We start from the raw sequence: 21,269 nt of genomic DNA on the forward strand, positions 1-21,269 counted from the left end.
CAACCAGACGTGACATAATGGACCTTACGCGACATGTTTTGATCCAAAATCAAAATCTGCCCGCTGAACGGGTTATACGCCTCCCTTGCGCTTGCACCGCGATTGTTGTTCGTTGAAACTAAGTTTTCAAAACAATTTCAAAATGGAACTAAATGATTAGCCTACCGAAATGGCTGCTAGCGCGCCCGAGAAAATTATCCATGACCTCCGATCCATTACTGGAGCCGGTGGAAGCAGCAGCTAGTTCGCATTCGGTTGGAACAAACATAGATAATCCAGTCATCGATATCTATCGACCGCACATCCAATCTGGAGATTGTCTAATAGCTACCGGCTATCACGATTTTCTCTCGTCACTTTCAATACTACTGAGGGAACTACCTCAACTTCGAGCGACTAATCCTGCGGAACAAGTCAGAATTAGGATAGCCTTCGGGATCGACACCGGGAACACGTCCCGCATTGGACGCACAGTTCCAGTTAGCGAGGAAATGCGTCTTTACTGGCTAGCGAGGTCGGGCCTAAGGGTCGAAGATCATTCTGATCTCATGGCTGTGCTGGCACGTGAGGCGATAGCATCAGGGAAAATACAGATCCGCGTTTTTGACCCTGCTCTCGCAAAAGAATTGTATGGAATCTCTGGCGACCGTAGAATGCATGCCAAGATCGTCTCAAGTCCGCTCGGCGCGGTGGCAGGGTCAGCCAACTTCTCTCGTTCTGGGCTTTACAGAAACATTGAATACGCCGATGGATTAAGCTCTGGTTCACATGAACTCGAAGGAGAACGTCAAAAGGCAGCCGAGCAGATTTGGGAAGCAAGTGTTGATTGGACCAAAGAAGCTCTTGAAATCTTGGACAAACTCATTCGGCCGGTATCAGCTGAACTTGCTGTTGCTCGTACCATTGTCGAGCAAAAGGGTTTTGCGCCCTGGTTAAGTGGTGACCGAACAGAGATTACCGGCCATTCGCTCTACGACTATCAGCAAGAGCTAACCTACGAAGCTTCAGCAATCACCTATGAACACGGTATCGCGTTTGTAGAGGCGCCAACCGGATCGGGGAAGACTGAGATAGGCTGCCATTTAGGAGAAGTGCTTTCGGATACCTTTCGTGATGTGGTTCCCCCGTCGCCTGTCCACAACGTTTCGAGAAAGAACGCTGCAGTCATTGCTCCACCCCGTGTCGTTCCAAGCTGGGAAAAGAGCAAGACGAACGCTGTTACCGTCATCGCGAATAGCAGCCTTACAAAGAAAAGTCTAAGGGGTGTAGGGAGCGATGAACAGGATGGTCTGCGCCTCGATCAATTTGGTGTTTTGATTATCGATGAAAGCCACACTGTTACCCCAGGTTTCGAACAGGCATCACAGCGCGCCGCTGCAATTGAACTGGCTCCACCGAGCTGGAATGTGTGTTTGAGCGCCACTCTCCTTGGAAACCGTGATGTGGATTGGTTGTCCCACATGCAGGAGAAGAGAGCGTCGATTTTCATGACGCCTGTATATATACAGCGAATGGGCGAACTCTTCGAACGTGAGGCCCAGAGATCCGTAGAAGATTTTGCGCTTGTCGACCAACTAACAGCCATCGAGGGCCCGGAGACCGCTCTTTCCCAATCTGCCAGGCGAGAACTGTCAGATATGATGGCGCCATTTCTGACCCGGAGACAAAGGCACTGTGTTGGCGAAGGCAATGTTCCTGGTAGACAAACATATCCGGTGCTTCGGAGCCATGGGCGCCCAAAAAACTTGGCGGCGACTGCGGCTCAGATTGAACGTTTAGAAGAGGTGGCGACGCTTTGCCGGGAACTTGCTCCTGGATCGACAATTACAGCTGTCGAGCGCAGTCGTTTTGGCAATATTAGCACCCGTCGGAACACCCAGGATCAGCTCTACATTCGCAACCTACTGAACATTCTAAGGGCGAACTCTGCTCAAGCCGCCTGGGAAATGGAAAGAGGCGTCATAGGGAAATGGCTTCGGGATTTTGAAGCCAGGAATTCAATTAAAAAGAAGAAAAGTGATCCGGGTCAGCTAGAGTTGTTTGATGACTTGTCCCTTGATGATGCATCGACACCAAAATGCGATTCTCTTACCAAGATGCTGGGATCCAAACAGCTCAAGGACTTAGACCGCAAGCGCTATCGAGCCTGCGCCGATATCCAAAAAAGGAAAGATCGCGTAGTTTTCCTAGCCGAAAGGACCGATACTCTTGAGATCTTTGCCCAAGAGATGACCAAGTCGGGACATCACACGAATTATGTCGTGGGAAATCGCCCAAAGGGCGAAGTGAACGCTCTCTCGGATTTGTATTGTGAAAATGCAGGGGCCTTTGAAAGGATCGCAAATGGTAGGAGTGTTGAATCTTACTTCCGCTCAGGAGGGCGAAGAGCGCCGAAAGGGCCTGCTTCCGTCTTTATGACCTATAAGATGGCTGAAGGGATCAATTTACAGTCAGGCGACACGCTGGTGTTGCTTGGTCTGACCTCCAACCTCAAGGAATTAATACAGGGCCTCGGACGTATTGACAGGATCGACAGCCAATTCGACGAAGTAAACTATCATCTGATAGATTTCCCAGTGGGTCATTTTGCTTCAGACGAGAAAATTGCACAGCGTATTTCTAACTACCGGGCTTTGTCCGGCGAAGAGCTTACAGAGGTGCTCGATCAGCTGGAAGCTGAGGATACAGAGGCTATCCTTGAAAGCGTTATCTCGTATCTGCGTGCACCGAGGGTTCTCCGCTCTAACAATTATCATGACTTGTTGTCGAGATTGTCGAGGCAGATCCGCCCCGCTCCTCTGGCTGACGTTGCAAAAGCGAAGATCGAAGGAACTTGGGGAGCTGAACTTGCGCTTATTTCGGGTCGGGAAGCCTTTACAATGTTGCATCTGAAGGGGGCAGACAGCCACGGCAGCTTCCTACCTCCACGCTTACTTATGATCCAACAAAGCGTCTCTGAAGGGGCAGTGCTGGTTCGTGATCAAATTGTTTGTGCACAGCAGCTCGAAGTGGCCTACGAACGGACTCTAAGCCTGGGTCTCGAAAATGAAACGCCCACCCAAGCACAGATAACTGTAGCCCTAGCATCATTGGCATCGCATGTTGATGAGCTGACTGAGTGGGACCTTCGGCCTTCGCGGCTTGAAAGCCTACTAAAAGCGCTCGCCGCTTTTCTTACTCGGCACAATCCCAAGTTAATCGTAAAAGCCGATCTCGGATCGGTCGACCAAGAACTTTTTGGACATTTATCCCTGCAAGGTCTCGAGATGATCGGCGAAAGTTGGGGGAGACTGATTGATCCATTTTGGGAACAGGTTAAGCAAGAAGTTCGAACGAGTTTCGCTTATGAAGGCCTTCCTCAGGGATATATCGCGCTTGAACAAGTCCTTCAGAAGCTTGAGACTGACTACTTAAATCGCGACCTTATCCTTGAGAAAATGCTCAAAGTTCTTGAGGAAGCGGAACAAATCTCCGCAAGGCACGAAGCTGAGATAGCATCTCGGATTGCTGTTGCCTTCTTTTCCGCAGGTGCTGGAGAACACTGATAGCAACGAAAATTGCCCTCCAAGTCTCTCCAAGCTGGAATAGCCCTGTCGCCTTCGAACGAAAGGTGGCTTAAACGAGCACTTGGGGTGGCCCGAAAGCGCGACAGGTCCACCTCTGCCGAAGACGCGCAAAATGGGTTTCTACATCGATGCCAACGAGATGTCGGCACACCTCTGCGGATGCGGCCCCGAGCCTTGTCTCGGTAGATAGGCAATACAATCGACCTGGCACACAGTGCAGACCCGCCATTGAGTGATCCATCTCGGCGCCATCCAAAAATGAAGTCTTTGCCCATCAAAATAATAAAATTTCAACAAATTGAAGCGTAAGGATTACATTTGGAGAGTGTAAAATGATAATCAGACTTTACAAAATGATTAAAAATGGTAAAAATGTAACTTATGATTATCAAAAAGTGAGTGAAGAGATGGACCTTCTGGAACTTGGCGAGCTCGTGAGAGCTGCACGCAAAGAGAAAAAAATGACGCAAGAAACCCTCTCCATGATCTCAGGTGTCAGTCGTCCAACCATCTCAGCGTTTGAGAAGGGCGGCATGTTTGACATGAATTTTTCAACCGTACAGAAGTTAGTCGAAGGTGTTGGGTTAACGTTAAGGGCAGCGACAGCAAATCGGGGGCGCCCAACCTACGAAGAGCTGATGGAAGAGAAAGGCAATGGGTATGACACTTCAAGTGTGGGTTAATGACAGCAAAGTAGGGACGCTTGATCGCCACGGTTCTGGGACCACATTTGTTTACGATCAGGGAGTGCAACCCTCAAATGCAATCTCTCTAAACATGCCGGTTCGAACGGCATCCTATGATCATCCATATGGGTTACTCCCCGTCTTCGACACAAATATGCCTGAGGGCCTACTGCTCGATAACCTACGCCGGGAACTTTCCAAAGCTTACGGCCACGCGGATGCATACGACATTCTATCAGAAACGGGTAAAAACCAGATTGGTCGGGTCCGAGTCTTGAAGGCCGGTGAAGAACCACAAAGAAAACCAAGCATACGCTCAATTCAAGAGGTCCTTGAGGCTGAAGCGACGGAAGCGTTTGTAACCGATATGTTTAGGAAATATGGTCTTCGTTCCGGCGTGTCTGGTGCAATGCCAAAGGTCCTCTTGGAGGAGGAGGTTGATAGTTTCTTTGATCCAGAAAAACAAAGGATCACGATTGAAACTCAAGACTATATTCTAAAATTTGATGCCGCCGACTACCCCGGCTTGTCACTCAATGAATATCACTGCCTAAAAGTTGCCCGGTTAGCTGGTAATAAAACTGCTGAATGCTATCTGGGTAAGCATGGGAGAACGCTTGCCGTACAACGCTTCGATAACCTGGATGGTCATCGAAGTGGTTTCGAAGATCTCGCATCCCTAAATGCAATGACGTCCGAAGAGAAATATAGTGGGACAATCGAGAAAGCCCTATTCGCTACTATCAAGAATTTCTCAGCCGAGAATGCCAAGCAAAATTTAAATGAGCTTTACCGCCAGATTGTCACGAGCATCGCATTGCGAAATGGTGATGCTCACCTGAAGAACTATGCTGTACTATTTGATGACGCCGAAAAGGGTCCATTTACCTTAGCGCCGGCTTACGACATCGTCACGACTAAAGCCTATATCGCGTCGGACATGATGGCGGCAACCTATGGCGGGAGTAAGCGTTGGCCCAAGCCAAAAGCCGTGGAGCAGATGGCGATCCGAGCAATGCTCACATCGCAGCAAGCCAAGGCTATCATATCCGAGGTAGGTGCGGCTGTAAAAGAAGCTATGCCCGCCATGATTGAAGACTTCAAACGTTTCGAGATGCTGGAAGTCGGCTTGCGAGTCGCAGCTTGCTGGAATGAAGGGGTGACGGAATCTCTTGGCATGGATCCAATTGATTTTGATTACATGACCGACGAACGTTCATCCTGACGTCGACAATCTTCAAATGGATACGCTCGAATTTTCAATTAAAGGTGGCCCTATGCGGCCACCAGTCGCTTTTCGTGGGAATGGCTGCATGTGATTTAGCATATTCTCCGCACCAACTGTCTAAATTCCGCTGTGCTAGAACTGCAGGAATGTCCACAAGCCTGATTTGCAGTGCAGGCCTCCAACTCCTTCGGTAAGCGCTGCTTTGGTCCCACCTATGCGGCGTAGTTCCACGGTAGCAGCTGCTCGATGTGCTTCTGCTTATGTCCGTTGACTATGGCTGTGAGGACGCTGGTCAGGTAGCTGTGCGGTTCGATTTTGTTCAGTTTGCAGGTCTCGATCAGCGACGCGAGCATGGCCCAGTTTTGTGCGCCAGCGTCGTGACCCGCGAAGAGCGCGTTCTTTCTTTGCAGGGCGATGGGGCGGATTGTGCGTTCTACGGCGTTGCTGTCCATCTCGATGCGACCGTCGGTCAGGAACAAGATCAGGCCATCCCAGTATTTGGCGATGTATTTGAGCGCTGCGCCAGTTGGAGATTTGGCAGAGACCTGCGTTCTTGTGTGATCCAGCCATATTTTGAAGGTCGCTACTTTTGGCGCAGATTTTTGCTGTCGCATCGCTAAGCGTTCCTCAGCGGATTGACCTCGGACTTGGCCTTCGATCCGGTAGAGGACTGCGATCTGTTTGAGACCCTCCTCGGCGATGGGGGCCACGTTATTATGGGTCAACTCATAGAGTTTGCGTCGTGCATGAGCCCAGCAATACGCCAGTTGGATCGGGGCATTGTCCCGCAAATTAAGCACGCGGTTGTATCCGGCATAACCGTCCACTTGCAGGATGCCACCAAAGCCCTGCAAAATCTCGGTTGCGTATTTGCCGGATCGTCCTGGCGCATAAGTAAAGGCCACCCCGGGTGCTTCTGGCCCATTCCAAGCGCGATCATCGCGGGCGAGCGCCCAGAAGTAACCTTTCTTGGTTCTACCTCGCCCAGGGTCGAGCACCGGCGCCGGCGTCTCATCCATAAACAGTTTTGTGGATCTCTTGAGGTGTGCCAGCAGAGCGTCATGGACAGGCTTCAGTTCATGCGCGGCTTTCCCAACCCAGAATGCCAGTGTTGATCGGTCGATATCAACGCCTTGCCGTGCATAGATTTGTGACTGACGATACAATGGCAGATGATCGGCATATTTGGACACAATCACACTGGCAATGGTGGCCTCAGTCGGCATGCCGCCTTCGATCAGGCGTGGTTTGGCAGGTGCTTGGACAATGCCTGCCTCGCAGTCACGGCAGGCATATTTGGGGCGGCGTGTGACAATGACGCGGAACTGCGCGGGCACGATGTCTAGGCGTTCGCTGACATCTTCACCTATGATGTGGCGCTCAGCGCCGCAGCCACAGATCGTGCTGTCGGGTGCAAAAACCTCTTCAACACGCGGCAGATGTTTTGGCAGCACACCACGCCCTTTGGGTGGCTTCGTCGCGCCTGCTGTCTTTGGCGGGTCAATCGCTACGTCCTCAGCATGGACGACAGCCATGGCTGTTTCGATGTCCTCCAACGCGAGGTGATATTGATCCGGATCGCCTTTCTCGGACTTCGCCCCGTAGAGCGCCCGCTTGAAGTCAGTCAACAGCTTCTCGAGGCGAATGATGCGGTATTCCTTGCGTTGGATGATGCCGTCACGCTCGGTAAGGGTCGTATTCTGCGCACTGATATGGGCCTCGGCGGCCGCCAAAAGTGCTTTGAGCGCATCGATATCGTCAGGAAGATCAGTGGCGGATGTCATGGGTGTTTGATACCAAAAACCGCACCAAACTACCCGCCTAAAGCACCACCCGAGTCATTCTGCCGCAGCCGGTGGGCGGGTCTCCAATGCAGTCACGCGACGCCAATCGAGCCCCGCAAACAGCGTCTCAAATTGAGCCGGATCAAGCCGCAAAACGCCATCCTTGATGGCGGGCCATTTGAACGCATTCTGCTCAAGCCGCTTGTACGCCATGACCAGGCCGGTTCCGTCCCACCAGATCATCTTGAGGCGATCCGCCCGTTTAGCACGGAAGACATAGACCGCGCCATCAAAGGGCTTCTTGTGCAAATGGCTCTGCACCAGCGCGGCCAAACCGTCATGGCCTTTACGAAAGTCGACAGGTTTGGTCGCGACAAAGATCTGCACGCCATGCGACGGATGGATCACAGCGCAGCCGCGATCTCAGCGATGCGGGCCGCAGGCGTATCGGCGGCCAAGCGGATCGTTACTCCACCTTTGAGCAACTCAACGCTGGTCAAAGTGATGGGTCGTGTTGGAAGCACTTCAAGCGCCTTAGGGTTTGCAATCTGCACGGGCACAAAATCCATCCCATCCAAGTTGGGTAAAACAAGTTTACCCGTCCGCGCCATACGTCGCCAATCTGAAACGCTGCTGGGTATCAAACCATATCGCTTGGCCACCCCATTTACAGTCGCGCCCTCAATCAACGTTTCCGCAACAATCCGCGCCTTCAGTTCAAGAGGCCAGCGTCGCTTTCCGTCTGAACTGCGTGGAATCCTTGTGAGAAACTCATTCGTAGCTTCCATAGAGAAACTCCCTCCAAATTTATGAAGGGACGGAATCGCATATTAACCACCCAAGGGGAATGTGGGGTCAAACCAACGGTTACCTCCTTCGGAGCGGGACACGCAGTTAGGTGGCCTGCCTCGACACCCGTCGATGGGGTGGGGTCACTAGTAGGGGATTAGTAGGGGAGCGGAGTACAACCTGGGCCAGCCAAATGCGACACCATGCAAAACCAATTCAGGAAAAAGTTGAAATACAACAATTGGTTATGTCACCAGGGACAACTTCATCCACCCGCATCCAGCTTAGTCCAAGAGTTTTGAAAACACATTGGTAATGACGAGGTCGGGAGTTCAATTCTCCCCAGCAGCACCATATAACTCATTGTATTCGCTATAATACCTTGTTTACAAGGGTATGTGTCACCTGTAATGCTACACAAAGGTGCAACACAATGAGCGTACGCAAGATGCCCGACCTAACGATCAGAGATGGTGTTTACCAGTTCTGTCAATCGCAGAGTAAAAAGGGTCCAGATCGCGGCGTAAAACTGGTCCACTGACTTCTCGTTTGTCGTGCGCTTTGGTGCGCGTGCTCCCCATTTAGCTAACGCGTGCCAAAGCGCATGTTGGCCCTTGGGCCGACATTGTTCTGATCTTGATGTGTTTTGGTTATTGGCGGCTCTTACGGCTATGTTTGAGCCGGTAACTCTCGCCATTCATCTCCAGGATATGGACGTGATGGGTCAAACGATCCAGCAAAGCGCCTGTGAGCCGTTCGGAACCAAAGACTTCGGTCCACTCATCGAAAGGCAGGTTCGAGGTGATTATAATTGAGCCGCGTTCGTAGCACTGGGATATCACCTCGAAGAGGAGTTCCGCACCAGATTTGCTGAGGGGCACAAATCCCAATTCATCAATGATCAACAGGTTCTGGCTCGTCAGGTGCTTTTGAAGCCGCTGCAATCTCCGCTCATCCTGCGCTTCAATCAGATCATGGACCAGGGCTGCCGCCGTCGTGAAGCGCACTTTCAACCCTCTTTGGCATGCCGCCAACCCAAGCCCCAAAGCAATGTGCGTCTTACCGGTTCCCGATGGGCCGAGGGCGATGATATTTTCTCTGCGATCTATATAATCACATCGTGCGAGGTCCATTGTCAGCGGTTTGTTCAAGCTGGGCATAATCTTGAAGTCAAAGCTATCCAGGCTTTTGGTGCTTGGGAACTTCGCCGCTTTGATCCGCCGTTCGATCATCCGGCGCTCCCGATCTATCAGTTCCATCTCGCACAGGCGCGCCAAATATTGAATGTGATCCTTATTCTCGGCAGCACATATCTGGGCTTGTTTTGCGTACTCCCCTTGGAACGTTGGCAAGCGTAACTTCTTGAGGTGATGTTGCAGAAGGATTTGGGGGGCTTGGGTCATGCCGCGGTCCCTCCCATCAGGCTCATGTAGCTGGCCGGACGTGTTGTTCCAACGTTTGCCTTTGGCAGATAAGGATAGAAGTCCAAATCCAAGCGCGGTGGGCGCTTCTCAACTCGGCACAACACAAGGTGTTTTACAGCGTCATAGCCAATCGCGCCCAGATCAATGGCATGCTGGATCGCACCCTGCACAACATCCATCTCAAAGGTTTCCAAAAGGCGCAGGACTTGAACATATTCCCGCTTGCCCGGCTTACCCATTCTGGCTTCGAGCAGTCGGTGCAAGGTAGCGAAGACATCCGGTAGATCCCAGCCCTGCAAAGGGGCGGCTTGATCCAAAGCCCCCACCTTCTGCTCAATCAAAGGCAGGAAGTGGAGCGGGTCAAAGATCATGTCCGCTTTGGCGTAAGACCGCTGATGCCGTGCTATCACCTCATTGCCGCAGCCAATAATGACCTCATGCACAAAGCCACGCACGTGGACGTCGTGATGGGCATAGGCCACGGGCACAGAGTAATCATTGCTACGGTAGCGCACCATTGAGATTGATGTGGCCCGCGTGCTGACATGGTCGCAGGCCTCATACTCTGCGACAGGCAACCCCATCAGGGCATCAAGATCGGATATCAAACGCTGGCCAATAGTCTGGCTGTGTCCGCGCAATTTGTCACTCTGGCGTTCCAAACACCTCTGTTCCAAGTGCGCATTCAGATCATCAAAACTGTCGTAACGTGGCGCAGGCACCATGAAGTTGCGTCGAGTGTATCCGACCATGCCCTCAACGTTGCCTTTGTCGTTCCCCCGCGCAGGCCGACCAAACTTGTCATCAAACAGATAATGCGATTGCAGTTCTGTAAACCGGCGTGTGCGAACACGTGTTCTGTCCCCTAAAATACGCGCAACAGCGATCTTGGTGTTGTCATAGAGAATGGATTGGGGGATGCCGCCGAAGAACGCAAAGGCAGACACGTGGCCGTCGCAAAACGCTTCTGTCGTCTCCGCAGGGTAGCCCTTCACAAACACTGCGTCCGAATGCGGTAGGCTCATCACGAAGAAGTGGATCTTACATTCGACGCAGCCAATCACGCCAAGGGTCTCACCAAAATCAACCTGCGCGTGGCCGGGCCGATGCGACAACGGCACAAACACCTCTTTCGTGCGCCGCTTTTGCTCGCGTACGTAATACGTCACAGTCGTCAAGCTGCCAGTATATCCATGCTCGGCTCTCAGGCGTTCATAGATGCGCTTTGCTGTATGGCGTTGTTTTTTGATCAGGGTTTTATCAGTCCGAAGTATCTCGTCGATGATGCCAACATAATCATCAAGCGTGGGGCGACGTGGCGCTTCTGAACGACGATAACCAGGAGGGAGTTCATGACGTAGCATCTTCGCTATCGTCTTACGGTCCTTGTTGAAATAACGCGCCGCTTCACGAGCAGACATGCCGTCCTTCAAACAAGCACGGCGCACACGACTATAAATATCCACAGAATACATCTCCCGCCCTCCGAATAAACGAAGGACACAAACTGGCGGAATTTTACTCCGCTACAACTGCGATATGTCGAAGCTGTTTCTGTGGCCCAGTATTGCAGTGCGTTTTACAGACGTATTTCCCAGGCGCTAAGTCCGCCTCTGACGGCGCGGGACGTGGGCCCTACTTCATTGCATTTGCCAAACGCGCCCGAACGGTGACATCCAAGCCCCTGATGTTAACAGGCGGCTTCAAAACGCGAGCGCAAGCGGAAGAAGCCGTTTTGAGCGGTGCAGTCGATGTGATTGGCCTAGCCCGTGCGTTGGTCCTTGAACCAAACCTCCCAAATCTTTGGTCGGTAGGCCAAATGCCTGAACCAATTTTCCCAAGGTTCACAGTTGCACCGGAAGGCGGGATAACGGCCTGGTACACCATGCGCCTAACCGAAATCGCTACCGACAAAGAAACAGACGAAGTCGGCGACCTTGAAAAAGCAATTGACGACTATGAAGCGCGAGATAGAGTCCGAACTGAAATCTGGACACGCCACTTCAATCGTGACGACGGTTGATGGGATCGCATTGAGTAACCCGCAATGAAGCCTCATTCGGGGCTTAAGTCCTCCTTTCCATAAATAAAAAATGGGGCAGTAATAGCGCAAGATTGACCAGAAGAGACCCTTGGCGCAGGCCGCCAGTTAGCTTTCTTGTCCTTCTCTGGTGACTCGTTCTGATTGTAGATAATTATTTTACCATCGGCATCCGTGACGGACCGGGGTAGCAGCGGTCAATTCAGAAGTTAGCGAATGATTGGATTAGGCGCATCACTTCTCCCGTAGTTTTATATCCGCGAAAAGCTTTGGTTGCCTGCCTCCTAAATCAACCCGATCTGCGTCGCCCCAAGTAGGAGAGTCGGCGCGATTACGTGGCCAAGAGCGCGAACTTCTGGGGATGGTTGCAAAATATCTGGAACCTGTACCACCCGTGCTCCGGAGGCAACTGCCGCGCGGGTTCCGGGATCGGAATCCTCAAAGGCCGCGCAATCGGTCGCCCCCAGACCAAGCGATTTTGCAGCACGCAGATAGATGTCGGGTGCGGGCTTAGGAGAAACCACCTGATCTCCGCCCGTCACCGTTTCAAAAAAACCAAGAAGGCCGGAGACTTCAAGATGGTGACGCGCTTTTTCCGTTTGGGTTGAGGTGGCAACAGCACAAGGAAGTCCCTTTTCTTTCAGGCCCTTGAGCAATTCGACGGCTCCTGCCTTAATGGGGATGTCCTCAATTTTAATCGCCGCGGAATTGGCGGTACTTTTCTCTAGGAATGCCTCAAAGATCGCCAAATCGTCGATTCTTGCGCGCAAAATGTCTTCTGATTCCTTGCGCCGAACCCCGATGAGGCCCAACAGCACCGGCTCGAAATCAATCAAGCCAACGTCATCAGCCGCGCGTTGATAGCACAGGATGGTGAGGCGCTCCGTGTCCAAAAGGAGGCCGTCCATATCGAAAATCGCGCCGCGTAAACTCATGTTATATCCCATTTTATGACCGACCCAGACCTGCCCGCCCGCTAGAAACCTTTGCGCCCCTCAAACCACACCCGACGCACAATGGGAATACCCGCCCGCTGCGCACAATGGGCGACATTGAGCGCAATATACTCGCTTATTTATTTGCAAAAAGGCCGTAAATCCGCTCATTTAGGCAGGATAATCTGCACAAGTTCGCGTATCAATGGAGGTGCCATAGTTGAAAAATCCCAAAGGAGCCTCCCCATTGTTGTTTAATCGATACAGCATTTTCATGACACCTGAGGCGGGTATGTTTGCCGATTCAGGCGCTGCTTGGCTTGGGTGGGATTTGGAAAAGGGTTGCGCCGTGCCACACCCAAAAGCCTCCGAAACCGCCCTGCGTATTGCAACCCAAGCTCCAAGGAAATACGGCTTTCATGGAACAATCAAACCTCCCTTTCACCTTGCAAAAGGCACAACATATGAAAGCCTTTTGTCTCAAACCAAGGCGCTTTGTGCCGTCCATGCTCCTGTTGAAATTGAAGCCCTAAGCCTCACAATAGATAAGTCGACTTTGGCGCTTACTCCGGAAGGAAACATCGACCATCTTGCCAGTCTCGCCGCTGCCGTTCTGCAAAAACTGGACCATTTTCGCGCCCCTCTCAGCGCGACAGAATTGGCCGGACGCCGCAAAGCCAACCTAACGCCCCTGCAGGAAACCAACTTGAAAAACTGGGGGTATCCGTATGTTTTGGACGCGTTCAAATTTCACATCACTTTGAGTGGTCATTTGCCGCCCAAAGACTTGGAACATTTAAAAACTTTGGCCCGTACACACTTCGCCCATAACTTGGGGCGCCCCATGCGATTCTGTTCGTTAATTCTGGCTGGCGAAGCGGGGGACGGACGTTTTCACGCACTTCACCGGCTCCCTCTTTCTGGAAAGATAGTGCCCTAAAGTCTGCCCCCAAGTGTATGGATAACCACCGGCCAATTCGTGGCCTCTTGGCCGCGCCGTAAAATAGGGTACACTTGCAAAAAAACAAAGCGCCCAAGGAGACTCCAAGTGAATGACCTAATCATGATCGCCCCCATGCCCCCAAAAGTCATGGCGGACCTCTCGGAGTCCTTCACCATCCTGAAATACTGGGAAGCCGTTGATAAAAAAACGTTTCTGAGCAACTGCGCGCATGTGAAATTCATGGCGACGAACGGCCATGTTGGCTGTGACGACGCAATGATGGACGCCCTTCCCGACCTCAAAGTCATCTCAAGTTTTGGCGTTGGCTATGATGGTATCGACGTCACTGCCGCGCGCAAGCGGGGTATTTCCGTCACCAACACACCCGACGTTTTAAGCGATGCCGTCGCGGAACTTGCGCTTGGACTGATGCTGTCTCTCTGCCGCAGAATCGTCGATGCGGATGCCTTTACGCGGCAAGGAAAATGGCTCGAAGGCGGGTATCCCCTGACGGGCGAACTTACGGGGGCAACGGTCGGGATTTTGGGGCTAGGACGGATCGGCAAGGAAATTGCCCGCCGCGCACAAGCCTTCAAAATGCAGGTGGTTTATCATGGCCGCAACCCACAGGCCTATGAACCCTTTCCGTACTATGCCTCGCTTGAGGAAATGGCGGCGGCATCCGATTGGATTGTGGCCGTTGTTCCCGACAATGCAGCCACGCGAAAGTTGGTGGATCGCAAGGTTCTCACGGCCTTGGGACCCAAGGGAGCGATCGTGAATTTGGGGCGAGGAACGCTCATTGACGAACCTGTTATGGTCGAAATGTTGCAGTCTGGAGCCTTGGGCGGCGCGGCGCTCGATGTGTTTGAGCAAGAGCCAAAAATGTCGCCGGATCTTTGGAAGCTGCCAAACGTCGTGCTGTCGCCACACCAAGGTAGCGCCACCGAGAAAACACGCATCGCGATGGGCGACCTAGTGGTGCAAAACTTGCTTCGCGCCAAAGAGGGCCGCCCATTGGTTTCCCCTGTGGGTTAATCCCCCAGCACTGGATTTTCTAACATTCAACGACCCCAGAGTTACATTACCGCGCCGATTTGCCATGGAACAAATTCATAATCGCCAAGCCCTTGCGCTTCGGATTTCGAAGGGGTTCCAGAGGCCACATCCAAGAACATCTGGTAAATCCGCTGCCCCGCCGCCTCAATCGTTTCGCCCTCTGTGAGAATCGACCCCGCGTTCAAATCCATATCTTCTTCCATCCGCGTGAACATCTGGGTGTTCGTCGCAATTTTTATCGACGGCGTTGGCTTGGCCCCAAAGGCGGACCCGCGCCCCGTGGTAAAGGCGATCAAATTGCATCCACTGGCGATTTGCCCTGTCACAGACGCGGGGTCATATCCGGGGCTGTCCATGAAGACGAACCCTTTGCTGCGGATTGTTTCACCGTATTTGAAAACGCCCGTTAGGGGCGAAGTTCCCCCCTTGGCCGCAGCCCCGAGGGATTTTTCAAGGATGGTTGTAAGCCCGCCTTTTTTGTTCCCCGGAGACGGGTTATTATCCATCGACCCCTTGTTGCGGGCGGCGTATTCTTCCCACCATTTGATGAGGCCGATGAGTTTTTCACCCACCTCTGGCGTTGCTGCGCGGCGCGTCAACAAATGCTCCGCACCATAAATTTCTGGCGTCTCGGCCAATACACCCGTGCCTCCTTGGGCAACCAGTAAGTCGCAAGCGAAACCCAACGCTGGATTGGCCGTAACGCCGGACCACGCATCCGATCCACCACATTGCAAACCGACCATCAACTCCGAGGCGGGACAAGCTTCGCGGCGTGCTTCATTGGCCAATGGCAGCATGGCTTCGACCTTTTGAATGCCAATCTCGATCGTTTTCCGCAGGCCAGCCACGTCTTGAATATTCATCGCCTGAAACTTTGGTCCCGGCTTAAGGCCCCATGCCTCGACCAACCAATCAATCTGGTTGATCTCGCAGCCTAAGCCCACCATCAAAACAGCCGCAACATTTGGATGCGCGGCATAGCCCCACATTACCCGTTGAAGCGCCTCAAAACCGTCGCCATCCCCCGCCATGCCACAGCCCGTGCCATGCACGAAAGCAACAACTCCATCAACGTTTTCATACTTCGCCATAACCTCTGGCGTAAAGTGGTTGGCAATCATCCGCGCCGCCGTTGCCGAGCAATTCACTGACGTCAAAACCGCAACATAATTGCGTGTCCCGACTTTGCCGTTTTCACGCCGATACCCCATAAAGGTATCCACAGTCGTCGCGGGGGCAACGGGCCGAATATCGGTTGAGAATTCATAGGTTTGATCGACAGCCCTAAACTCAAGATTGTGCGTGTGCACATGATCCCCCACAGCAATATCTTCTTTCGCATAGCCAATGACTTGCGCGTATTTCAATACCGCCGCCCCCTTATCAATCGCTTGAGTAGCCATTTTATGCCCGCGCGGAATTTGCTGTTTTGGCGATATTCCATTGACGTCCTCATCGGGATTGAGGGTTTCAATCGCGCTAACGACATTATCATTCGGGGCAAGGCGGACGGTTTTTGACATAGGATTTCCATTGCGAAAACGAGGGGGGTAGGCGTTATTGTACATTTTGCAAAAAAATACGAAAGGTGCAAATGCGATTACTTTTGTTTCTGGTAGAAAACAGTTGCGCCTTGCCTCAAAATTCCTTAATTCACGAATTATGGAATTTAAACTTCTAGACCGCCTCGCCACTCTCAGTCACCCACAGCGGATGGCTATTTTCCGACTGCTGATCCGGCGGTATCCGGACGCGCTGCCTGTTGCTGAAATCCTTACCGTTCTAGACCTCAAGCCAAGCACAGCATCGGTCTATCTCTCGGCGTTAAAATCGGCTGGTCTTGTGCGCCAACGCCGCCTTGGCACAAGCCTCCTTTATAGCGCGAATATTGCAGCCTCACAGGAAATCATCTCAGGGTTATTTAGCGACTGTTGTGGCGGACGCGGCGATTTATGCCTTCCAACCGACCTTTCAAAACCAGCAACACAACCCAGCGTCTTGTTCCTATGTACAGGAAACTCGGCGCGCTCAATTATGGCCGAAACGATCCTACGCGATTGGCGAGGCCGCACTTTCACTGTGGCGTCCGCAGGGACAGAACCGCGCGCAGGCGTCCACGCTATGGCCCGCGATGTTTTGCTATCCAAAGGCCACAACATTCAAAACCTACACTCCAAAAACATCACCACCGTTTTGGGCGAAACGACATCTGACTTCGATTTCGTATTCACCGTTTGTGACAACGCGGCAAACCAAGAAAGCGGCGCGTTTCACGGCACACCCATCGCTAGCCATTGGGGCATTGAAGACCCCGTCCCAGCAGCCAACTCCTTGGACAAAGCTTCCCGAGACCGCTTTGAAAATACCTATGAAATCCTAAACAAACGCATCTCGCGTTTTGCCACCCTCCCATTTGAAACAGCCAGCCGTGCCGACCTCCAAAAATCGGTCGACGATATCGCGCGTAATTAATCAGAAAGCGTTTTGACATGACAACATTTGCCATCAATGGCCTTGGCCGCATCGGAAAACTCGCCCTGCGTCCCCTCCTAGAACGCGGCGCAAAAATCGCCTTTATCAATGATGCTGTGGGGGACCCCAAAATGCACGCGCATTTGCTGGAGTTTGACTCGATTCACGGGCGTTGGCCCGCGAACTTCGAGGCCGACAACAACAGCATCACAATCGACGGAACGCATATTCCTGTGACCTCCACGCGCAATCTCGATGAGTTGCCGCTCGAAGGGGTCGACGTTGTGATCGACTGTACAGGAGCGTTCAAAACCGAAACTAAACTGGCGCCCTATTTTGCAGCAGGCGTCAAAAAAGTCGTCGTATCGGCCCCCGTAGAGGACGGCCCAACCGCCAATATTGTCTATGGCGTCAACGACAATAATTATGATCCCGAAACCCACAGAATCATCACCGCCGCAAGCTGCACGACCAATTGCCTTGCGCCAGTGGTCAAAGTTCTGCTCGAAGGGATCGGCATTCGACACGGCTCAATCACCACAATCCACGATGTCACCAACACCCAAACGATCGTTGATCGCCCCGCGTCTGATTTGCGTCGCGCGCGCTCGGCCCTGACCAATTTGATTCCCACGACAACGGGGTCGGCCACGGCAATCACGCTCATCTATCCAGAGCTAAAAGGCAAACTGAACGGCCACGCCGTGCGCGTTCCCTTGCTCAACGGCTCGCTCACGGATTGCGTTTTTGAAATGGAACGCGAGACGAGTGTCGAAGAAGTGAATGAGCTTTTCCGCCTGGCATCCGTTGGTTCCCTCAAGGGCATCTTGGGTTATGAAACACGGCCGCTTGTGTCCTCGGATTACACAAATGACCCTCGCAGTTGCATCATCGACGCGCTTTCAACCATGGTTGTGAACGGCACGCAACTCAAGGTTTACGCGTGGTACGACAACGAATGGGGCTATACAAACCGACTGGTCGACGTGGCCTTTATGGTTGGCGATTCCCTGTGACACAGACGCGAGGAATTGCAGCCTATTTCGCCGTAACCGCCGCCTATTGGGCGTTCATGCTGACGGACGGCGCGCTGCGCATGTTGGTGCTTTTGCATTTTCATACGCTCGGATTTTCACCCGTTCAGCTCGCCTATCTCTTCGTGCTCTATGAGATAGCGGGGATTGTGACCAATCTTTCGGCAGGCTGGATTGCCGCGCGCTTTGGGCTAACCTCGACGCTTTATGCGGGATTGGCGCTCCAAGTTTTGGCCCTACTCGCGCTATCCCTACTTGATCCAAACTGGAGCATCGGGGCCTCGGTCGTGTTCGTCATGCTCGTGCAAGGCGCATCTGGCGTCGCCAAAGACCTCGCAAAAATGAGTTCAAAAAGTGCGGTTAAAATCCTAGCCCCCAAGGCCAAAGGCGGCCTATTTAAATGGGTCGCGATTTTGACTGGCTCCAAGAATGCGGTCAAAGGCTTGGGCTTTTTGCTTGGTGCCGTGCTTTTAGCGACCCTTGGTTTTGTACCGGCAGTCCTGGCAATGGCTGGTGTGTTGGGGCTTGTTTTGGTTGCCGTGCTTGTGGGAATGCCGATGGGCCTTCCTAAAGGGCGAAAAGACGCCAAGTTCAAGGAGGTTTTCTCTAAAAACCGTAACATCAACTGGCTCAGCGCTGCGCGTGTTTTTCTATTCGGGGCCGAGATGTTTGGTTTGTGGTGGGGATTCCCATTTATTTTTACGCCGTCCTTTCGGATGGGTCAGAGGAATCCAATCGCGCCGCGTTCTTTTTGATCGGGAGTTTTATGGCGGTCTGGACCATTCTTTATGGCATGGTTCAAGCCAGCGCACCAAAGCTCCTACGCGCACACCAACGCGGCGAGCATGAATACGCTGTTTTGGCACAGAAATGGGCACTCGGCCTCGCTGTGGTTCCTATTGCCCTAACCGCAATTCTCCTTCTAGCACCCAGCACATCTCCGATGCTCACTGGAACAATTGTCGCGGGCCTGCTGATCTTCGGGGCCATTTTTGCTGTAAACTCTTCGCTTCACTCCTACCTCATCTTGGCGTTGACGGATGAAAAACGGGTCACCATGGACGTGGGGTTTTACTACATGGCGAACGCAGTTGGCCGCCTAACAGGGACACTCCTCTCGGGGGTATCCTATCAAATCGGAGGGCTCGCTCTCTGTCTTGGTACGGCCGCGGGAATGATCCTTCTGAGTTGGGCTTGCACACGAAAACTCGGGGATTAGCGCAAACAGGCGTACCTTCACGCAGGCAAATTTTCCTGTCAAATTCCGCGCTTTGCGGATTTCACGTCTTGACGCTCCAATACAGCTGAAATACTATTCTCCAACGACGCGGGTATGGTGAAATGGTATCATACGAGTTTTCCAAACTTAAGGCGAGGGTTCGATTCCCTCTACCCGCTCCACATTCCCCCAATTTGCCGAAATAGCTTCCAAAAACCATTCTGCGGCGTTTGAGCGCTTGTTGCTTCCGATACAGGCCATTATGTGGGTTGGGACGCAAACAAACGGGGGGCTCCATGGCCCAATTAGATGAAGACCGCGAAAAATCCAAACAAATGGGCGCTTTGCGCGGACTTGTTCCTTTTGTGCGTCCCTATGGCGGGCTTGTCCTCGCCGCCTGTCTCGCGCTTGTTCTAACGGCGGCAACCTCGCTCATTCTGCCCATTGCAGTGCGCCGTGTTGTGGACGGCTTTACGGCCTCCAACGGAGCACTCATCGACAGCTACTTTGGCGCAGCCCTCGCAATTGCAGCGATTCTCGCGCTTGGCACGGGCTTGCGGTACTACCTCGTGACCCGCCTTGGCGAACGTATTGTCACCGACATTCGCAAAGCTGTTTTTGACCGCGTTATTCGCATGAGCCCCGCGTTTTATGAGAAGATCATGACCGGAGAAGTTCTAAGTCGGATCACCACCGATACGACGCTTATCCTGTCGGTCATCGGCTCCTCCGTTTCAATCGCTTTGCGCAATGCGCTGATTTTCGTTGGCGGCATGGCTCTCATGCTTTTGACCAGCGCAAAACTGGCCGCGATGGTGTTGTTTATCGTTCCTGCCGTTATCGTTCCCATTATTGTTCTTGGTCGCCGTTTGCGGATTTTGAGTCGCGAAAACCAAGACTGGATCGCAAAATCCTCCGGCAGCGCAAGCGAAGACCTTTCCTCGGTGCAAACCGTTCAAGCCTTCACACACGAAGCCCTTTCCTCCAAGAATTTCGCCGATGTAACGGAGCAATCCTATGTCGTCGCAATGAAACGGATAACCACACGCGCCCTGATGACTGTGGTTGTTATTTTCCTTATTTTCTCGGGTGTCGTCGGTGTTCTTTGGATGGGCGCACATGACGTCAACCAAGGCAGTCTGAGCATCGGTGCCCTCGTTCAATTCGTGATCTATGCGGTTATGGTCGCGGGATCGGTTGCCGCTCTCTCCGAGATTTGGGGCGAACTTCAACGCGCAGCAGGGGCAACCGAGCGCCTTGTCGAACTGCTCAACACCGAAGATGCGATCAAAAATCCTGCTAATCCGAAAGCGCTCGCGAAACCCGTGCGCGGTGAAATCGTATTTGACAACGTCACCTTCCACTATCCTGCGCGGCCTGAAATTGCTGCGCTTTCTGGCACCAATCTTTCGATCAAACCGGGCGAAACGGTTGCGCTTGTGGGGCCATCTGGCGCAGGAAAATCGACCGTCATTCAGTTACTCCAGCGTTTTTACGATCCCACCAGCGGCGTCGTTTCCATTGATGGGCTCAACCTGCGCGACTTGACCCGAACCGATTTTCGAGAACAGATCGCGCTTGTGCCCCAAGACCCTATTATTTTTGCGACCACCGCTCTTGAGAACATTCGTTTCGGCCGCCCCGACGCCACGGATGCCGAGGTCTTTGAGGCCGCAAAAGCTGCTGCCGCACATGATTTCCTTATGGCGTTACCCGAGAAATACGAAAGCCAAGTTGGCGAGCGCGGTGTTATGCTCTCAGGTGGGCAAAAGCAACGTATCGCCATTGCCCGTGCCATTTTGCGCGACGCGCCTATCCTTTTGCTCGATGAAGCGACAAGTGCTTTGGACGCCGAAAGCGAACGTGCGGTTCAAAACGCGGTCGATGAAATGGCCCAAGGGCGCACGACCCTGATTGTGGCCCACCGTTTGGCAACCGTGAAAAAAGCCGATCGCATCCTTGTGTTTGATGGCGGAAAAATCATTGCCGACGGCACGCATGAATCCCTTGTCGCAGAAGACGGCCTCTATGCGCGTCTGGCGCGGTTGCAGTTTACGGACGGAAATGGCGTAGCGTAACTTTCTCC

16 protein-coding genes, 1 tRNA gene and 1 pseudogene are annotated in these 21,269 nt (G+C 52.7%); 11 read left to right on the forward strand and 7 right to left on the reverse strand.

Features of this window, described 5'->3' with window-relative positions; all coding sequences use genetic code 11:
* Positions 1 to 200: 200 nt before the first annotated feature.
* The 3 genes from RC74_RS01960 (at position 201) to RC74_RS01970 (ending at position 5,477) form a co-directional block, all read left to right on the forward strand.
* Entirely contained in the window at positions 201 to 3,545 is a 3,345-nt protein-coding gene (locus tag RC74_RS01960) for a DEAD/DEAH box helicase family protein (RefSeq protein ID WP_236940013.1), read from the forward strand.
* A gap of 353 nt (positions 3,546 to 3,898) precedes the next feature.
* A complete protein-coding gene (locus RC74_RS01965; protein ID WP_039001697.1) occupies positions 3,899 to 4,249 on the forward strand; it encodes a helix-turn-helix domain-containing protein in 351 nt (116 codons plus the stop codon).
* Positions 4,221 to 5,477 carry a type II toxin-antitoxin system HipA family toxin gene (locus tag RC74_RS01970; protein WP_052274772.1) on the forward strand — a complete coding sequence of 419 codons (1,257 nt, stop codon included), beginning with the start codon at positions 4,221 to 4,223 and terminating at the stop codon, positions 5,475 to 5,477. Before RC74_RS01965 ends, RC74_RS01970 begins: the two co-directional genes overlap by 29 nt.
* A gap of 215 nt (positions 5,478 to 5,692) precedes the next feature.
* Here RC74_RS01970 and tnpC read toward each other — a convergent pair whose 3' ends face one another.
* The 5 genes from tnpC to istA form a co-directional block, all read right to left on the reverse strand.
* Positions 5,693 to 7,264, reverse strand: a complete 1,572-nt coding sequence (gene tnpC / locus RC74_RS01975; protein ID WP_062628112.1) for an IS66 family transposase — start codon at positions 7,262 to 7,264, stop codon at positions 5,693 to 5,695.
* 54 nt (positions 7,265 to 7,318) lie between these two features.
* Positions 7,319 to 7,672 (reverse strand): IS66 family insertion sequence element accessory protein TnpB, encoded by a 354-nt coding sequence (tnpB, locus tag RC74_RS01980; RefSeq protein ID WP_039000107.1) that lies wholly within the window; start codon positions 7,670 to 7,672, stop codon positions 7,319 to 7,321.
* A complete protein-coding gene (locus tag RC74_RS01985) occupies positions 7,669 to 8,052 on the reverse strand; it encodes a transposase (RefSeq protein WP_039000108.1) in 384 nt (127 codons plus the stop codon). Before RC74_RS01985 ends, tnpB begins: the two co-directional genes overlap by 4 nt.
* 651 nt (positions 8,053 to 8,703) lie before the next feature.
* Positions 8,704 to 9,456, reverse strand: coding sequence for an IS21-like element helper ATPase IstB (istB, locus tag RC74_RS01990; protein WP_062628113.1), 753 nt, complete (start codon positions 9,454 to 9,456; stop codon positions 8,704 to 8,706).
* Positions 9,453 to 10,952, reverse strand: coding sequence for an IS21 family transposase (istA, locus tag RC74_RS01995; protein WP_062628114.1), 1,500 nt, complete (start codon positions 10,950 to 10,952; stop codon positions 9,453 to 9,455). The genes istB and istA overlap by 4 nt, the downstream gene beginning before the upstream one ends.
* Before the next feature lie 194 nt (positions 10,953 to 11,146).
* Here istA and RC74_RS02000 point away from each other — a divergent pair, with 194 nt between their 5' ends.
* Positions 11,147 to 11,500 carry a hypothetical protein gene (locus RC74_RS02000; RefSeq protein WP_218918105.1) on the forward strand — a complete coding sequence of 118 codons (354 nt, stop codon included), beginning with the start codon at positions 11,147 to 11,149 and terminating at the stop codon, positions 11,498 to 11,500.
* Positions 11,501 to 11,802: 302 nt separating this feature from the next.
* Here RC74_RS02000 and RC74_RS02005 read toward each other — a convergent pair whose 3' ends face one another.
* A complete protein-coding gene (locus RC74_RS02005; RefSeq protein ID WP_039002682.1) occupies positions 11,803 to 12,453 on the reverse strand; it encodes an HAD family hydrolase in 651 nt (216 codons plus the stop codon).
* 247 nt (positions 12,454 to 12,700) lie between these two features.
* Here RC74_RS02005 and RC74_RS02010 point away from each other — a divergent pair, with 247 nt between their 5' ends.
* Both RC74_RS02010 and RC74_RS02015 read left to right on the forward strand, forming a co-directional pair.
* The gene (locus tag RC74_RS02010) at positions 12,701 to 13,393 is read left to right on the forward strand and encodes a DUF1045 domain-containing protein (RefSeq protein WP_062628116.1); all 693 of its coding nucleotides are present in this window, start codon (positions 12,701 to 12,703) and stop codon (positions 13,391 to 13,393) included.
* Positions 13,394 to 13,501: 108 nt separating this feature from the next.
* Positions 13,502 to 14,434, forward strand: coding sequence for a 2-hydroxyacid dehydrogenase (locus RC74_RS02015; RefSeq protein WP_236940014.1), 933 nt, complete (start codon positions 13,502 to 13,504; stop codon positions 14,432 to 14,434).
* A gap of 41 nt (positions 14,435 to 14,475) precedes the next feature.
* Here RC74_RS02015 and RC74_RS02020 read toward each other — a convergent pair whose 3' ends face one another.
* Complete coding sequence (locus RC74_RS02020; RefSeq protein WP_039002683.1) at positions 14,476 to 15,981, reverse strand: UxaA family hydrolase; 1,506 nt, start codon at positions 15,979 to 15,981, stop codon at positions 14,476 to 14,478.
* A gap of 139 nt (positions 15,982 to 16,120) precedes the next feature.
* Here RC74_RS02020 and RC74_RS02025 point away from each other — a divergent pair, with 139 nt between their 5' ends.
* The 5 genes and pseudogenes from RC74_RS02025 to RC74_RS02045 all read left to right on the forward strand — a co-directional run bounded on the left by RC74_RS02025 (position 16,121) and on the right by RC74_RS02045 (position 21,261).
* The gene (locus RC74_RS02025) at positions 16,121 to 16,930 is read left to right on the forward strand and encodes an arsenate reductase/protein-tyrosine-phosphatase family protein (protein WP_039002742.1); all 810 of its coding nucleotides are present in this window, start codon (positions 16,121 to 16,123) and stop codon (positions 16,928 to 16,930) included.
* A gap of 17 nt (positions 16,931 to 16,947) precedes the next feature.
* On the forward strand, positions 16,948 to 17,946 hold the full coding sequence (locus tag RC74_RS02030; RefSeq protein WP_039002684.1) for an ArsJ-associated glyceraldehyde-3-phosphate dehydrogenase: 999 nt from the start codon (positions 16,948 to 16,950) through the stop codon (positions 17,944 to 17,946).
* A 56-nt stretch (positions 17,947 to 18,002) separates the two neighbouring features.
* A pseudogene (gene arsJ, locus RC74_RS02035) lies at positions 18,003 to 19,183 on the forward strand (organoarsenical effux MFS transporter ArsJ).
* A gap of 108 nt (positions 19,184 to 19,291) precedes the next feature.
* A tRNA-Gly gene (locus tag RC74_RS02040) sits at positions 19,292 to 19,365 on the forward strand.
* A gap of 114 nt (positions 19,366 to 19,479) precedes the next feature.
* Entirely contained in the window at positions 19,480 to 21,261 is a 1,782-nt protein-coding gene (locus tag RC74_RS02045) for an ABC transporter transmembrane domain-containing protein (RefSeq protein WP_039002686.1), read from the forward strand.
* Positions 21,262 to 21,269: the final 8 nt, after the last annotated feature.

Origin of the sequence: Falsihalocynthiibacter arcticus, from assembly GCF_000812665.2 — a bacterium.
Taxonomy (GTDB): domain Bacteria; phylum Pseudomonadota; class Alphaproteobacteria; order Rhodobacterales; family Rhodobacteraceae; genus Falsihalocynthiibacter; species Falsihalocynthiibacter arcticus.